Annotated in this window: 13 protein-coding genes; 2 read left to right on the forward strand and 11 right to left on the reverse strand. The window is 32.3% G+C overall.

From position 1 onward, the window contains the following. Window positions 1–4 precede the first annotated feature (4 nt). The 6 genes from bshA to AAGV33_RS10380 form a co-directional block, all read right to left on the reverse strand. Complete coding sequence (gene bshA / locus AAGV33_RS10355; protein ID WP_373391948.1) at window positions 5–1174, reverse strand: N-acetyl-alpha-D-glucosaminyl L-malate synthase BshA; 1170 nt, start codon at window positions 1172–1174, stop codon at window positions 5–7. 131 nt (window positions 1175–1305) lie between these two features. Then, entirely contained in the window at window positions 1306–1788 is a 483-nt protein-coding gene (locus AAGV33_RS10360; RefSeq protein ID WP_373391949.1) for an ABC transporter ATPase, read from the reverse strand. 99 nt (window positions 1789–1887) lie between these two features. Next, window positions 1888–2679, reverse strand: a complete 792-nt coding sequence (locus AAGV33_RS10365) for a (Fe-S)-binding protein (protein WP_373391950.1) — start codon at window positions 2677–2679, stop codon at window positions 1888–1890. Between the two features lie 71 nt (window positions 2680–2750). Beyond that, window positions 2751–4085, reverse strand: a complete 1335-nt coding sequence (locus AAGV33_RS10370; protein ID WP_373391951.1) for a 4Fe-4S dicluster domain-containing protein — start codon at window positions 4083–4085, stop codon at window positions 2751–2753. Between the two features lie 14 nt (window positions 4086–4099). Then, window positions 4100–5059, reverse strand: coding sequence for an MlaD family protein (locus AAGV33_RS10375; protein ID WP_373391952.1), 960 nt, complete (start codon window positions 5057–5059; stop codon window positions 4100–4102). A 47-nt stretch (window positions 5060–5106) separates the two neighbouring features. Beyond that, window positions 5107–6237 (reverse strand): N-acetylmuramoyl-L-alanine amidase family protein, encoded by a 1131-nt coding sequence (locus AAGV33_RS10380; protein ID WP_373391953.1) that lies wholly within the window; start codon window positions 6235–6237, stop codon window positions 5107–5109. An 81-nt stretch (window positions 6238–6318) separates the two neighbouring features. Here AAGV33_RS10380 and AAGV33_RS10385 point away from each other — a divergent pair, with 81 nt between their 5' ends. Next, window positions 6319–9069 (forward strand): putative LPS assembly protein LptD, encoded by a 2751-nt coding sequence (locus AAGV33_RS10385; protein ID WP_373391954.1) that lies wholly within the window; start codon window positions 6319–6321, stop codon window positions 9067–9069. A gap of 45 nt (window positions 9070–9114) precedes the next feature. After that, window positions 9115–9495: a RidA family protein gene (locus AAGV33_RS10390; protein ID WP_373391955.1), complete on the forward strand. Its 381-nt coding sequence runs from the start codon at window positions 9115–9117 to the stop codon at window positions 9493–9495. Here AAGV33_RS10390 and AAGV33_RS10395 read toward each other — a convergent pair. The 5 genes from AAGV33_RS10395 to AAGV33_RS10415 form a co-directional block, all read right to left on the reverse strand. Further along, window positions 9476–9850 (reverse strand): methylglyoxal synthase, encoded by a 375-nt coding sequence (locus AAGV33_RS10395; RefSeq protein WP_161640816.1) that lies wholly within the window; start codon window positions 9848–9850, stop codon window positions 9476–9478. The genes AAGV33_RS10390 and AAGV33_RS10395 overlap by 20 nt on opposite strands. A gap of 6 nt (window positions 9851–9856) precedes the next feature. Then, window positions 9857–10708, reverse strand: a complete 852-nt coding sequence (locus AAGV33_RS10400) for an N-acetylglucosamine kinase (RefSeq protein ID WP_373391956.1) — start codon at window positions 10706–10708, stop codon at window positions 9857–9859. Window positions 10709–10833: 125 nt separating this feature from the next. Continuing rightward, entirely contained in the window at window positions 10834–11838 is a 1005-nt protein-coding gene (gene gap / locus AAGV33_RS10405) for a type I glyceraldehyde-3-phosphate dehydrogenase (protein WP_373391957.1), read from the reverse strand. 82 nt (window positions 11839–11920) lie between these two features. Then, window positions 11921–12907 carry a 6-phosphofructokinase gene (gene pfkA, locus AAGV33_RS10410; RefSeq protein ID WP_373391958.1) on the reverse strand — a complete coding sequence of 329 codons (987 nt, stop codon included), beginning with the start codon at window positions 12905–12907 and terminating at the stop codon, window positions 11921–11923. 254 nt (window positions 12908–13161) lie between these two features. Further along, window positions 13162–17598: a translocation/assembly module TamB domain-containing protein gene (locus AAGV33_RS10415; RefSeq protein WP_373391959.1), complete on the reverse strand. Its 4437-nt coding sequence runs from the start codon at window positions 17596–17598 to the stop codon at window positions 13162–13164. Window positions 17599–17764: the final 166 nt, after the last annotated feature.

A 17764-nucleotide genomic window follows, 5' to 3' on the forward strand; every position in this document is an offset into this window, starting at 1 on the left:
TAATTTAATCGTTAAGAGGTTTACTCAAATGTTTGCTTTTTTTAGCATACTTATTAAGTGCTTTTTCATAAATATCAATATACAAAGGCAAAATGTGTTTGATATCAAATTTCTTAGCAACTGATAAGGCATTATCTTTAAACTGAGCCAAAACAGTATCGTCTTTTAAAATTTTCAAAGCATTTTCGGCCATTTCATCAACATTACCTACATTGCTCAAATAACCTGAAACTCCTTCAAAATTTACTTCAGGTAATCCACCCGAATTACTAGAAATAACAGGAACACCCCAAGCCATAGCTTCCAGAGCCGCTAATCCAAAACTTTCGGTTTCAGAAGGCAATAAAAACAAATCCGAATTGCTTAAAATTTTATCAATTTCGTTACTATTCCCAAAAAAGATTACCTTATCTAATATACCTAATTCCTGGCATAACAATTCGGCTTTTTCCTTTTCAGGACCATCACCAACCATTAGTAATTTGGCTGGAATTTCTTGTTGAATTTTATAAAATATTTGAACAATATCTGGAATACGTTTTACTTTTCTAAAATTAGAAATATGGGTAATAATTCGTTCTTCGGGTTTTGCAATAAGCGTACGCTGACAAGGAATATTATAATCTTTGATATTTTTATCCAATTCGATAAAATTAGGAACTACATGAATATCCCTTTTAATATTGAATAACTTATACGTATCTTCTTTTAAACTTTGAGAAACAGAAGTTACTACATCTGATTTATTGATACTAAAACTCACCGCTGGTTTATAATGTGGATGATTTCCAACCAAAGTAATATCAGTACCATGAAGCGTAGTAATCATAGGAATTTCAATTCCTTCATTTTTAAGCATTTGCTTGGCCATAAAACCGGCATAAGCATGAGGAATAGCATAATGCACATGCAACACATCTATTTTGTAAAGCTTAACCATATCGACTAATTTACTCGATAAAGCTAATTCATAAGGCTGGTAATGAAACAAAGGATATTCAGGAACATTTACTTCGTGATAATGCACATTAGGACTTAATAAAGCCAAACGTACAGGCTGACTGTAAGTTATAAAATGAACTTCATGTCCTAAACGAGCTAATTCTAAACCTAATTCAGTAGCCACAACACCACTTCCTCCAAAGGTTGGATAACAAACTATTGCTATTTTCATGTATAAATTTTAGTACTACGAAAGTACTCAAAAAGCAATAAAAAAGAATTAAATTAACTTAAAACTAACTTATTAATCAGACAATATATAAGCATAAAAAAAGGAGAAAAAATTCTCCTTTTGTCATTTTATTAAAAAAACCTACTATGCCAGCTGTCTGCTGCAGGCACTTCCCAAGATTCATTGTATTCTTGAATATTGTTAATCAGGTTATTAAAAACAATAGTATTTTCGGTAACTGCTTTGTCTTTTACCATTTTTTTGAAATCAATCAATGGTTTGTGAGCAATGTGTTCTCCTAATTTAAAAGTTACATTCATTTTGTCCAATAAATCAACTTGGTATTTTTGCTCTAGACTTTGAATAAAAACTACCGAAGCATCAATGGAACAACCTGTAGCTGCCTGAACTTCCTGATTTACTGCAATAATTATAAAACGATTGTATTTTAACTGGTAAGAAGCTTCTAAACTAGTACCGTGTGCAGCCCAGCCTTCTAGAAACTGTTGCAAATCTTTTTCGATTTCAGAAAATTCGGCATCCGAAAATTTTCTATTCGATTGATAAATCCAAATTCTGGATTCTTCTGGTAAATTTTCAAATGGTACGTACATTTTGATTTTAGATTTTAAATTGTTGATTTTAGATTTCAGATTTAATCACTCTAATATTAAATCATACAAACTTAGATTCTTAGTAACTTAGAACTCCGTTTACAAATCCTGTGCATTAGCAATTAGCTCAGCGATATCCATCACTTTTACTTCGCCTTCTTTTTCTTTACTTTTAATCCCATCTGTCATCATGGTATTGCAAAACGGACATCCTGTTGCAATAATATCGGGAGCTGTTTGAAGAGCATCTTCGGTTCTTTCGATGTTGACTTCTTTATTGCCTTTTTCGGCATCTTTAAACATCTGCGCTCCTCCTGCTCCACAACATAAACCATTAGCTTTAGAACGTTTCATTTCGACCAATTCTACATCTAATTTTTCAATTAAATCGCGAGGTGCTTCGTATATTTTATTGGCTCTGCCTAAATAACAAGGATCATGAAAAGTAATTTTCTTTCCTTTAAACTGACCTCCTTCAATGGATAATCTTCCGTCGTTCAGCAAAGATTTTAAAAATTCGGTATGATGAATCACTTCGTATTTTCCGCCTAATTCAGGATATTCATTTTTTAATGTATTAAAACAATGCGGACAAGCGGTAACAATCTTTTTAGCTTCATAAGCATTAAGCACTTCGATATTCATCATGGCTTGCATTTGAAACAAAAACTCATTTCCTGCTCTTTTTGCCGGATCTCCAGTACAACTTTCTTCGGTACCAAGAACAGCAAATGAAACATTGGCACTATTTAATATACGTACAAATGCTTTGGTAATTTTTTTGGCTCTATCGTCAAAACTTCCTGCACAACCTACCCAAAACAAAACTTCAGGTTGTTTTCCTTGAGCCAGCATTTCTGCCATTGTAGGTACTATCAAATTTTCTGACATTTCTTTTTGTTTAATCGGTTAATCGGTTAAACGTTTAACCGATTAACCGATTAAACATTTAAACTTTTCAACTATATTTCGTTTTTCCAATTCAATCGGTCTTGTTGATTGTATGGCCAAGGTGCTCCATTATTTTCAACATTAGTCATCATGGCATTTAAAGTTGTTGGAGCAGCGCTTTGTTCCATTACTAAATAACGTCGCATATCCATAATAATAGACAATGGACTAATACTTACCGGACATTCCTCCACACAAGCATTACAAGAAGTACAGGCCCAAAGTTCTTCGGGAGTGATGTAATCGTTCAATAATGATTTATTGTCTGCGACAAAAACACCTTTATTGGCATCAATATTTTTACCTACTTCCTCCATTCTATCACGAGTATCCATCATGATTTTTCGAGGAGACAATTTCTTACCTGTTATATTTGCAGGACAAGCCGATGTACATCTTCCGCATTCGGTACAAGTGTAAGCATTCAGTAATTGTACCCAATTCAAATCTTGAATATCACTGGCTCCAAATTTAGCTGGAACTTCGCCTTCTGTTGGTGCTGGAGCTGCAAATGGATCTGCATTAGGATCCATCATCATTTTTACTTCTTTAGTAACCGCTTCTAAATTATCAAATTCTCCTAATGGTTTTAGATTAGCATAATAGGTATTTGGGAAAGCTAATAGAATATGAAGGTGTTTTGAGAAATACAAATAATTCATAAATATCAAAATCCCTACAATATGCAACCACCAGAACAATTCAAAAAGCATAGCTACTGAGTCGTTGTTCATTCCGTTAAATAATGGCGCTAAAAACTGACTTACAGGATAAGAACCAGCTTGAATAAAATGCGAATAACCACCAGGAACATATTGCAAATGAAAATCAGTAGCGTTCATGAACAAAAACAAGAACATCAATATGGTTTCAAAATATAAAATGTAATTAGCATCACTTTTAGGAAAACCTTTTAAATCAGGATGGATAAAACGTTTCAATTTGATAACGTTTCTCCTAATCCAAAAAATGGTTACCGCAACAATTACTAATAAGGCTAAAATTTCAAAAAAACCAATAAGCACATCATAGAAAGAACCTAAAAAAGCAAAAACTCGATGCGTACCAAATAATCCATCAATAAAAATTTCTAACAATTCAATATTGATGATAACAAAACCAACATAGACAATAATATGTAAAATTCCTGCAATAGGTCTTTTTACCATTTTTGATTGCCCTAAAGCAATCATTGCCATGTTATTCCATCGTTGTTTTGAATTGTCTTTTCGATCTACATCAATTCCTAAATTGATATTTCTATAGATTTTTTTGATATTCGAAATAAAATAGCCAAACCCAACAATTAAAACTATTGCAAATAATATATTGTCTAAATAACTCATATTATGCTATTTTTTTACTTCGAAATGGTATCGTTAGCTGCTGGTCCTTTGTATGGCTTATTTTTCTTTCCAAAAACAGAAACATTAATATACCTTGTAGGATATAAACGAACATCTTGAAGTAATAATTCTAATTCTCTAGAAGTTTTAGCTAAATTATTATACAACGCATCGTCTTTTAATAATTTACCCATAGTACCATTTCCTGCTTCTAAATCCGCCATCACACCATTAACTTTTGCTAAAGTAGCATTTAGATTTTTAACTGTTTTTCCTAAATCTGCTTTGTTTAGAGAATCAGAAATTTTAGCAAAATTGCTAGACATTTTATTAAAATTAGTAACCGCTCCGTTAATTTGTGTTTTGTTTTGAGCTAATAAAGAGTTTACACCCGCAGAAGCTTGATGGAATTGCTCCATTGTTTTACTCAATTCGGCTATGCTTTTCTTTAAATCTTCCTGTGTTTTTTTGTCAAGAACATTGTTAATTCCAGAAATTAGATTATCAGCATTAATTAATACTTTTTCTATTTTATCCTGAAGTGGAACTAATTTTTTACTCAATGATTCGGTCATCCCCAATCGCATATTCCCATTCAATTTATCTCCGCTTTCTACAACTGTTTTATCCGAAAAATTAGGTTCTATAGCAATTTGCTTTCCTCCAATGAATCCTGGTTCATAGATAATAGCAAGACTCGATTTAGAAATAGGAAACTCAGTTTTAATTTGCAATTCGACCAATAATCTACCATCAGTAGGATTGATTGTAATTTGCTCAATTTTACCAATAACCAAACCATTTAAAGTTACTGGTGCAGATGGAGTTAAACCTTCAACACTATCATATTCTACATACAATGTGGTGTAACTATTAAAAAGATCTCTTCCTTTTAAAAAACTATAACCCCAAATAAATAATAATATTGATGCAATTACTAAAATTGCAGTCTTAATTTCTCTTGTTAGTTTCAAAATATAAGTGTTTAGTGCAAATTTAATATAAATATTAGAACTTGTCGTTATTTAATTGCGTCTTGAATATCTATTTTAATCCCATTCTTGTAAGCTACTAAAAAAGCAGAATTAAATCCTTTGGCTTTCGCTTCGTCTAAAAGCTTCCTAGAAACCTCATAGTCACTAGTTTGACCGTAAAAATATCTGTAATTTTTACCTATAGGTTCTATAGACAAATTTCTTAAACCTTTAAAATTTTTAGGAACTAACTCTAATTTTTTACTTGAAAGAGCTAATTGTACCTTAAAAATCACATCTGCCTTTGCCTGAACTGTAGTTGCTTTTTTAGAAGCAACTGTATCTGGAGCTGGTGGAGTTTCCACAATTCTTTCTGAAGGTTTTACAGCTACTTCTGATTCTCCTCCTCCAAAATATTCGTTCTTATAACTGATAATTGCATCTGCAATGGCTCTTGCAATATCATTTTGTCCTTCTTCTGAAGCAAGAATATTTCCTTCCAGATAGTTAGAAATAAACCCCATTTCTATTAAAATTCTTGGCATATAAGCCTTATGAAGCACCATAAAAGGAGCTTGTTTAACACCGCCACCTCTAATTTTCTTGCCTAATGCCGCAAAACCATTTTGCACTTTACTAGCTAGAGAAATACTATTATCCAAATACTCTTCTTGCATTAAAGTAAAACCAATCATGGTTTCCGGAGAATTTGGATCAAAACCTTCATACTTTCTTTTATAATCCTTTTCTAATGTAACTACCGAGTTTTCTTTTTTAGATGCTTCTAGATTAGATGCAATCTTAGTCATACCCATTACGTAGGTTTCAGTTCCATCGGCCGCTGTATTTCTATTAGCATTACAGTGAATGGAAACAAAAATATCCGCATTAGCTCTATTAGCAATATTGGCTCTTTCGACCAAATCAATGAAAACATCTGTTTTTCGAGTATAAATAACATCAATTTTTGAATTTGCTGCTAAAATTCTACCTACTTTTAAAACCACAGCCAAGGCAATATTCTTTTCCACATGACCGTTATAAGAAGCACCAAAATCATGTCCACCATGACCTGCATCGAGGGTTACTTTAAAATTTCTAGACTGGCCATAATTAGTAAAAGAGAGTAAGAGAAGTAAAAAAGTTAGTACAACTTTTATTTTAGTAATTACAAACATAAATCTAAAGTTAATTTTAATTAAACAGTACGGCTATAATTTTTTTATTTGACTATTTTTGCCCAAAAATAATCTGTAAGTTTGACACTTCAAAAAACAAGCCATAATTTTACAAAAATAGCATTTATCCCTTTGCAGACAAACTTATTTCATATCGTTTTAATATCATTTCTCTTGACATTTGGAGCGTCCAACATATATTCGCAAGATATAGTAAAAAAAATGATTCCCCTTGCTATTCCCCTACAAAAAAAAGGAATTGAAACAGATGAAAAGGCCCAAATCACTGTTAGTGATAGTATAAGAGTCGAAAAAGATAGTGTTAAGACAGACAGTATAAAACCTAAAAAGGCATTTCTTGACGGAAAAGTAAAATACAAAGCCGATCAATATGCTAAAATTGATCAAAAAAACAAGTTAATCACCTTGTACGATAATGCCGAACTTTATTACCAAGATATAGAGTTAAAATCGGGAAAAATCATCATGGATTATCAAAAAAATGAGGTTTATGCTGGAAGAATTAAAGATTCCACTGGCAAATACACTCAATATCCTAACTTCAAACAAGGCGAAAATGTTATAGAACCCGACTCAATTCGGTTTAATTTCAAGACTAAAAAAGCGCTGATTTGGAATTCGAGAACTGATCAAGGTGAATTTAATGTAAAAGCAGCTATTACAAAAAAAGAAAACGATTCGGTTTACTTTTTAAAAGGCGCTCGTTTTACAACATCTACCAATAAAGAAAATCCAGAATATTATTTCCAGACTAGCAAAGTAAAATTCATTCCTGGTAAAAAAGTCATTACAGGATTAACCAATTTAGTTATTGCCGATGTGCCTACTCCTATTGCTTTGCCTTTTGCTTTTTTTCCAATGAGCAAAGAAACAAGCGTATCTGGATTGATACTCCCCAGTTATAATGACTCCAATAATCGAGGATTCTCATTGCAAAATGGAGGATATTACTTTGCCCTCAGCGACCATTACGATTTAACCGTATTAGCTGATTATTACACTAATGGAAGTTACGGTATGCGATTTGAATCCTCTTATGCTACCCGATATAAATTTAGAGGAAACGTAAATGTCCGTTTTGAAAACCTTATTAATAGCGAAAGAGGTTATCCAGATTATTCCAAACAAAATATTTACAACATCCAGTGGTCTCATTCTAGAGATACTAAAGCCAATCCCAATTCGAGCTTTTCAGCATCTGTGAACTTAGGAAGTAGTAAATATTTCCAGCAGTCGATTAACCAATCCAACATTGGTTCTTCTCTTAACAACACCTTAAGTTCGTCTGTTTCTTATTCTAAAACATTCAATATTATACCTCAGGCTCGATTATCATTATCAGCAACACATTCGCAAAATACCCAAACGGAGTCTATCAATATGACGCTGCCTACTTTGCAATTTAGTTTGGACAGGATGTATCCTTTTGTTGGAAAAGATGGTGTAAAGAAAGGTTTCTTTAAAAATATCAACTTACAATACAACTTAAACGGTAGAAACAACATTACCACAACAGATTCTTTGTTTTTCAAACCCGAAATGTTTAGAGATGCTCAAATTGGTTTCCAACATAGTATTCCTTTAAGTACCAACTTTAAATTATTCAAATATTTTAGTGCTTCAACATCGGTTAATTACGAAGAAATTTGGTACGCCAAAACCATCCGAAAAGAATACGATATTGATCAAAGTGCCGTAATTGATAGAACTGTAAATGGATTTGATGCTTTTAGAACTTACAATTTTTCAGCCAGTGTAGGAACTACTATTTACGGAACATTCAATTTTGGTGAAAACAAAAAAATACAAGCCATTAGACACGTCATGCGACCGTCTGTTTCTTATGCTTACACACCGAGTTTTGAAAAATACTACGATACTTATGCTTCTGATGCCAGTGGAACTATGGATAATCAATACACGCGTTTTGAAGGCGGTATTTTTGGAGTTCCGGGATTAAGCAATTCCAATACAATGGGAATTAGCCTTAGCAATACTTTTGAAGCTAAGGTTACTGATAAGGATTCGACTAAAACAGAACCTAAGAAAGTCATGTTATTAAACAACTTGAACCTTTCTACAAGTTATAACTTAGATGCTGATGGAGTTACTGCACTAGCCTGGTCACCAGTTAGGGTAAGTACCGGAGCACAGTTTTTCCAAAACAAATTAAATGCCAATTTTGCCGCTACATTAGATCCGTATGCTATTGACAATTCAGGGCGAAGAATTAATAAATACAATATTGAAAACGGAGGAAGTTTGTTTAGAATGACCAGTACCAATTTTACTTTGAATTATGCCATATCGAGTACAGACAAGGATGACAAAAAGAATAAAGCAAAGGATGATCAAACTACTCGGAACGGAGGTCGAGAAGACGACCTTTTTGGTACCGCAACGGATCTGAATGATAACAGACAAAGTTTATTTGATGGCAGCGAAGAAGAAGGAGAAGATGTTGTTTCAGAATTTTTTAATGCTAAGTTGCCTTGGGACATGACATTTGCTTACGCCTTAACTTACAGTAATAACAATCGAGAAAGCAGAATTACAGGTAATTCCATAATGATTTCGGCTAATACTGATCTTACTCCTAAATGGAAAGTAGGTATTTCTACAGGATACGATTTTGTTCAAAAAGGTGTAACTTACACTCAAATGCGGTTTGAACGTGATTTATCCAGCTGGAGAATGTCTTTAAACTGGATGCCTTTTGGGCCTAATGCCAACTGGAATTTCTTTATTGGAATCAAATCAGGAATATTAAGTGATATTAAATGGGAAAAACGTAATTTCAATAATCGTTAATTCTTTTACTCAACAACAACTCGTTTCATATAAAATACTATTATCATGAAAAAAATAATCTTTACCGAAAAAGCACCTGCTCCTATTGGACCATACAATCAAGCGATACTTTCAGGAAATACGCTTTATACCTCAGGACAAATTGCTATCAATCCTATCGATGGAACTTTAGTAACTGCTACTATCGAAACCGAAACAAAGCAGGTTATGGAAAACCTAAAAGCAGTTTTAGAAGCTGCAGGAATGACTTTTGAAAACGTAGTGAAATCGACTATTTTCATCATGAATATGAATGATTTTGGCACCATCAACACCGTTTACGGTTCTTACTTTAACGAAAAAACCGCTCCAGCTCGTGAAACGGTTCAAGTGGCTTGTTTGCCAAAAAATGTAAATATTGAAATTTCTATGGTAGCAGTGTTATAGCACTCAATAACAATTGTGCCGAAGCTTCATTAGTTGCTATCGGCACATTGTGTACATCACATACACGAAGCAACATATTAATATCGACTTCATGAGCATGGCTAGCCAATGGATCTTTGAAAAATAAGACCATTTTAGTTTTTCCTTCTGCTACGCGAGCTGCAATTTGCGCATCGCCTCCCATAGGACCAGAAAGCATTTTTTTAACTTTAAAACCCGCTTTCTCTGCCTTGCCTCCAGTAGTTCCTGTAGCAATAAGTTTAATTTTTTCTTGTCGTAATAATTCAATATTCTTATTCAGGAACTGAACCATATCTACTTTTTTCCCGTCATGGGCAATAATAGCAATTTCCATAAATTATTATTTATTAGCAACATGATAAGAAATCAAACCATCAATAGGTCTTCTCAATACGTTTCCTAATTGTAAATTGTACTTATCAAAAGTATGTTGCAATTCATCTTTCAAATAATAAGCAATTGAACCTACAAAGTGCACAGGAACTTCTTTGCAATTATCATATTGTTGCACATAATTTTTCACAAAAGACTTCATCCCTTTGCGAATAATTTTTTGACAAAATTCAGTGTCCTTATGCTGAATTAAAAACTTAGCAAAAGTGGCTAAATACGCATTTGGATTTGCTTCTTTGTATAATTTATTTTTGATAAAATCAGGATCAACATCAAAATCTTTTTCAAATTCTACTGCTAATTCTGCAGGCATTTTATTGAAATAGTATTTTCTAATTAACTCTTTACCAAAAACATTTCCACTAGAATCATCCATAACGATATATCCTAATGATTGTACTTTTTGATGCAATTGAGTTCCATCAAAATAACTACAATTAGAACCCGTTCCCAGAATGCAAACTATGGCTTTTTCATCTTTTGGAGTAGTGGCATAAACTGCTGCATACGTATCTTCTTCAACTACAACTTTAGCATTTGGAAAATAAGCTTGAAAAACAGTTGTTAAAGCTATTTTCATTCTATCAGTTCCACAACCAGCGCCATAGAAAAACAAATGAGTTGCTGTTTTTTTACTTTGTTGAATATCAAATCGATCATCTATTCGAGCAATTATTTCATCCCCTTCAAGGATTTCTGGATTCAATCCTAAAGTTTGAGTAGTAAACAATATTTTCCCATGATCGTCTATCGCAATCCAATCGGCTTTGGTAGAACCACTATCAACTATTAATTTCATTTTATTTCAGTTTTTGGATTAGTTTTTCTTTAATTAAAAATGTGCTTTTCACATTAATTAAAGAGGCAATAAATAAGAAAATCCCGTTACTTTGAAATAACGGGATTTTCTAAAATTGTAAAATATTATTTTAAACCTGCAATATGTACAGATAAATCAATTAATTTACTAGAGTATCCGTACTCATTATCGTACCAAGATACTAATTTAAAGAAAGTTGAGTTCAACCCAATTCCTGCAGTAGCATCAATGATTGAAGTTCTTTTGTCAGAGATAAAATCCTGAGATACAACTGCATCTTCAGTATATCCCATAATTCCTTTTAAAGAAGTTTCAGAAGCTTTTTTCAAAACTGCCATAATTTCTTCATAAGAAGTTTCTTTAGCTACTTTTACAGTTAAATCTACTGTAGAAACGTCAGCAGTAGGAACACGGAAAGCCATTCCAGTTAATTTTCCATTCAATTCAGGAATAACTTTTCCAACCGCTTTTGCAGCACCTGTAGAAGAAGGGATGATGTTGATGCTAGCAGCACGTCCACCTCTCCAGTCTTTTCTAGAAGGACCATCAGCAGTCATTTGAGTTGAAGTTGTAGCGTGAACAGTTGTCATTAATGCTTCAACAATTCCAAAATTATCGTGAATAACTTTAGCTAATGGAGCTAAACAGTTTGTTGTACAAGAAGCGTTAGAAACTACCACATCTGAAGCTTTAGCTGTTTCATGGTTTACACCCATTACAAACATTGGAGCATCAGCAGAAGGAGCAGAAATAATTACTTTTTTAGCACCACCTTTAATGTGCTCATTTGCCGTTTGGATAGTTGTAAAAATACCTGTACATTCAGCAACTACATCAACATCAACTTCATTCCATTTTAAGTCAGCTGGATTTCTCTCAGCAGTGATACGGATGTTTCTTCCGTTTACGTATAATTTTCCTTCTTTTACTTCAACATCACCATCAAAACGACCGTGAACTGAATCATATTTTAACAAGTAAGCTAAGTGATCTACATCTAATAAGTCGTTGATTGCAACAACTTCTACATTGTCTCTATTAAAAGACTCTCTAAAAACAATTCTTCCAATTCTTCCGAAACCGTTTATTCCTAATTTTACTTTTGACATTTCTTTTCTTTATTTATTTATTGTTTATTATTCAATTGAAAAATTGTGGCTAATTTAATAATTAATTTTGCTACAAATTTTATTAAGTTGTTATAATATCAGAAACTCTTAATAATTCTCTATCAATTTCTGATTTCCCTTTTATTGCTAACGATAAAGGAGTAAGATTTACCGTATCGTTCTTTAATCCTACCATGAAGTTAGAAACTCCATCTAATAATGATTCTACCGCTTTCACACCCAAACGACTTGCTAAAACTCTATCAAAACATGATGGCGATCCTCCTCGTTGCATGTGCCCGAGTACTGATACACGAACATCATATTCTGGTAAATTAGCATCAACATAATCTTTTAATTCGAATACGTTTTTACCTATTTTATCTCCTTCGGCAATGACAACAATACTAGATGATTTTCCGGATGCTTTACTTTTTTGAAGAGATTCCAGTAGACGATCTAATCCTAAATCTTCTTCAGGAATTAAAATTTCTTCAGCTCCACCTGCAATACCTGCATTCAAAGCAATGTGTCCGGCATCTCTACCCATTACTTCAACAAAGAATAAACGGTTATGAGAACTGGCTGTATCTCTAATTTTATCAATACAATCCACTACAGTATTTAAAGCGGTATCGTATCCTAAAGTATGAGTTGTTCCGTAAATATCATTGTCAATCGTTCCCGGAATTCCCATTACAGGAAAATTGTACTCTGAGTTAAAAATCAAAGCTCCTGTAAATGTACCGTCTCCACCAATAACTACTAAAGCTTCAATTCCTTCTTTTACTAAGTTATCATGTGCTTTCTTTCTTCCTTCAGGAGTTCTAAACTCAGACGAACGTGCCGATTTTAAAATTGTTCCTCCTTTGTTAATAATATTATTTACACTACGAGGCCCCATTTCTTTGAAGTCTCCTTCAATCATTCCTTGGTATCCTCTGTAAATACCAACACATTCTATATTATGATAAGCACAAGTTCGAACAACTGAACGTATTGCGGCATTCATTCCCGGTGAATCTCCACCTGAAGTTAGAACGCCTATCTTTTTTATTGTTTTTAGCATAGTTTTAGTTTTGAAACGTAAAATTAAGAAACATTAATTACTTTAATGGAGTATACCTTGTTATTTTAACTAATTAGCTTAAATTCAAACGTTTTCGTTAATAAGTTTCACAAAAAACAAAAAAACGCAGTTTTTTTTTAACAGAAACCGATTTTTACAGAATTAAACTAAGAATAACTTATTATTAATGTTTATTTAACGCCTTTAGCAAATGAGTATTTTCGAAAATACTTAAGAAGTAAAAAATTAAATTATCACTCTTCATCTGTTTTTACTGCCTCTGAATTATTCTTAGATTCTTTCTTTTTAGGAGTTTTTTCGTTATTGAAATTAATATACTCAGGAGTTACATTAGAATCATCAAAATATTCATTGGTATTTGGAGTTACTTTTCGGATAGCATACTTATTAAATATTTTATTAACTAATTCTCTAAAAGTATCAAAATCTACTTCATAAGTTAATCCCACTCCTTGCGTATATCCAATTCCTTGTCCGATATAATTAATGTCATTTTCTCTATTAAATAATCTTAAATTCATTGTTCCATCCTGATTTACACGATATTGCACCTCTAAATCTCCCACAACAGCCGACTCATTAATTCCTCCAAACGGAACCCCTACTTTTCCATTAATCGAAATTCGCTCATTGATTTTTGAAGAAATTGTAGCCACTACTCTACCGTCAGTTTCTCTTCCAATTCTTCGATCTGGCGAAACATAATTTAATCCGACTTTAATTTTATCGCTATCCGTTTTTAAAATATCACCTAACAAACTAGACGCTGTTTCAAACAAACTTCCTGAAAAATCAGATTGATTTACTCCTTCCGGACTTAAAAATCCACCTGAAGAAAGCAAATACAAAGCCTGAGTTTGTCTTACATCTTTATCATATAATTTATACTGAATCTCAGATTTCAAAACATTACTTACTGTTGGAAACTCAATATTAAAATCAGGTTCCGGACTGGCTAAATCTCCTTGAATACCAATAACCACATCAACGGGTACTTTTCTATTAAAGGATGAATTATCTAATAAAACCGCTGGATTAGCAATAGTTTTGTAAACCGCTTGTAAATTCAACTGAGCTCGCATAGGATTTCCTTCCCAGGTAATTGAACCGCCTTTTTTAACATCAAACTTCTTATCAATTAATCCGCCGTATTTAAAATTATACGTTCCTTCATAAGCCTGAAAATCACCCCACATTTGAAACTTACCAAGAGTATTAATTTTAAACAATAACGATCCGTACCCTTTTCCTTTCATTCCATGACCTGAATTTCGATCTAAAATTACTTCTACCTCAGCATCAGGCGTGATATCCAAATCAAACTCTAATTCCAATCCATTATATTGTCGGCTATTGTCTACAATACCCATTTTGTTATTGTACTTTTCTTTAGGCGTCAAAAAATGTATAAACGAATTTTCGCCTACACTTTCGGCACGATTAATCGGGATTTTAACATCTGTACCTTTTTCTGACTTTGCTACCATTTTAATGAACAAAGCATTTACTGGACCTTTTATAGAAGCATTTCCATTGATAAATGCCGTTCCATAATAAGCCGCATCTTCAGAATCTTTAGTATCTAAAGCAACTAATCTTTTAGAATTAATATCTAAATCCAATTTCCAATCGGTAAAATTATTGTGCTCAATAAGACCGTTCAATACGCCTTTAGTATTGTATTTTGAATCAGTAAGTGTATTATTTCTCAATAAAAACTTATCGTCAATCAAATCAATTATCGAACGATCGCTCAACTGATAATCTACATTTAAATACGGAATGGTCAGTGCTGCTTTATCTACAAACAATCGACCGCTTATTTTTGGTTTATTTACATCTCCAGTAACTATTGAATTTCCTGTAACCTGACCTCGAATGTTAGATAATACATTACCTCCTAATGGACTTAAAATCCCTAAATTAAATTTGTCTAACGTAACTTTTAAATCCAGAACCGTTTTTTTATTTACCACTTCAAAATTTCCATTGGCTCTAAAAGATTCTACATTTTCATTTTCTAAAAACGAGTTGATGGTGAATTTTTCCAGATTTTGATCTCCTTCAATATTGAATTTTAAAACTCCTAAATCGGTTTTATTGATATTCAATTTATCTATAACTAGCGAAGCAGTCGGTTTGAAAATTTGATTATTCTGTTTAAAATGAACCGATCCATTCAAATTTCCGTTAAAAACAAACTTACTGCTTAAAGGTGTTATTTTATACAAATCGACATTCTTAAAACTGAGCTCTAAATCTTTCTTAGACTTCTCATTTATTGCTCCTCGAAGCGAAACAGACTGCTCTTTATGAGATAAAATAATATCGTCAAAATCGAAATTATTCAGAGATTTATCAAAAACAATTTTATTATCAGGAGTATCTTTCTCATTCAAATACCATAGATTTTCTTTGAATTTCATCTCCGATTTACTAATACCCACCACATTGTTATTGTCTTTATCGATAGTATGGTATAAGTTCCAATTAAAATAATCTTCTCCTTTTTCGCCACCTTTAAACTCTGAACGAAACAACAAAGTATCATTAGTAGTAATATTAATCAAACTAAAATCTCGAACTTTATAATATGGCGTTTTAATACTATCTAATTCCACAAAGGCATTATACAATGGGTTTTTATTGTCAATAGCCACTCTAATATTGTCAAAGCTATTTTTAGCATATTTAATATTAGGCGATTTAAAATTCATCTTAAATTCCTGATTATCGGCCTGAATGTTTCCTCTTAAAACGGTATTCGTCGCTAATTCAATTTCAGGATATAAAATTTCAACAATTTTACTATAAATGGTAAAATTAAATCGTAAAAACTGCCCTTTATTAACCTTTTCGGGCTTAAAATTAGTGTACAAACTTCCCAAAGAGTTTCTTGCCAGTTTCCCCAACTGACTAAACTGAAAACGACCTACTACTTTTCCATCAACAATATCAGGAGAATTAATAGTGATAGTTCGAATTCCGTTTGCATCAAAAGTAGAATTAACATTGAAATCGTCAAAAACATAAGTATCCTTTACATTTTGATAGGATGTTTCTTTGATGTAAACATTTCCTTGTAAATTTTCAATGGTATTTCCGGTAAGTTGTACCACAACATCTCCTTTAAAATTAGAGACGGTGTCTTTTACAAATTTTAATTTGGTCAAATTAGCATGATCAACTTTCACTTGAAAATCATACTTATTTTCCTTAGCACTTAAATCCAACAAACCATCAAATTCCATTGCCAAATTAGGGTCTGCTACTGAAATTTGTCCTTTGTAATACGGCAACTTAAAATTACCGTTAACAGTTATATTATTGTAGGTATAGGTATTATAATCTATTTTACTAACAATACCTTTTAATTGCGTATTTAAAAACTTCTCTGTAAATCCTTTTCCATCAACATTGACGTCCATAGTTACTTTCCCTAAATCTTTACGATTTAAAAAAGCACCAATACCAAAATCCTCAAAAACTACATTTCCATTATAAGCTGCTCTATCAATAAAATCAATATCAGTCATCGAAACTACCGCCTGAACTCTACCTATTTCTGAATTCATGTTCAAAACCGCATCCAGAGCAGTTTTACTCAATTGAGCATTTCCTTCCATGTTGAAATTGCCAAGCGTTTTTAATTGAGTAGGTAGCTTTTTCCCCAGAACATTAGGCAAAATGGTAACCAAATTATCATAACTGGAATTGATTGTTGTAAAATCGCCGTCCATGTAAAAAGGCTGCTCCTTGTTCCCAAAAATATTTTTGAAATTAATATCTCCGTCAATACGTGATTTCCTAGAATCAACAAGACGCAAATTACTAATATACAAATCATTCAAAGTTCCTTTAATATCGGCTTTATTGATATAAAAAAACTGATTTTTTCCTAACTCATTATAAAAATTCCTGATATCATTTGTTGCTATAGAAGCCGAATTAATCTTGACATCAAACTTAACCTTATCAATAAAATGGGCAAAATCTTCAACTGTATAAGTCAACTTTACTTCGGCTTTTATTTTAGATTCGGGAGTTTCTATTTCCAGTTTCTCCAGTTGAATTTTTTTCTTGGTGTAAGTAAAAACAGAACTTAATTTTTTAACAAACAAGCCTCTGTAATCTAAAAAAGACAATTTATTAATTTTGGTGTTAACATTAGGACCTTCTAATTTAAAATCGGTCAGTTCAATATTGACATTTTTAAAATCAACGTCTTTTGGATTTGGTCTATTTTCATTAATCAATCTAAAATGACCGCGATTGATATAGGCTTTATCTGTTTTTAAAAGAGTGTGTTTTCCTGTAGACGGTTTTCCAGAATCAAAAGCAGCGATAAAGACATCCATATTGGTTTTCTCCTCGTTTTTGTAAGTTTTCAAGTCAAAAACAACATCATCAAGACTAATTTTTGTAAACAACAAATCGCCTTCTAAAACTGCATTGACGTCTAAAAGATTGGTATTTAAAATTTTCGAATAAATCAAAGTATCCTTATGGTGATCTAAAATCAATACTTTTTGAATTTTAACTCCACCAAAAACAGAAACCTTAACTTTATCAATATTTATATTAGTACCAAAATCGTTATTAATACGATTCATTAGATATTGAGCCACTTTAGTTTGAACTGTTGGTAATGTTAAAGCGATACCAAGCATCAGCAACAAGATGATGAGCCCAAGAATTATACTCGAAGTTATTTTAATCGCTTTTTTGATATACTTTATTATTTATTTATGAAATATTATTTTGCCCAAGGAAAGAGCGAATCCTTTAATAAAAATTCTTTAATTTTGGCTGCGCCGTAAAATTAAAAAAAATTAA

It is taken from the genome of Flavobacterium magnesitis (assembly GCF_041729735.1).
Taxonomy (GTDB): domain Bacteria; phylum Bacteroidota; class Bacteroidia; order Flavobacteriales; family Flavobacteriaceae; genus Flavobacterium; species Flavobacterium magnesitis.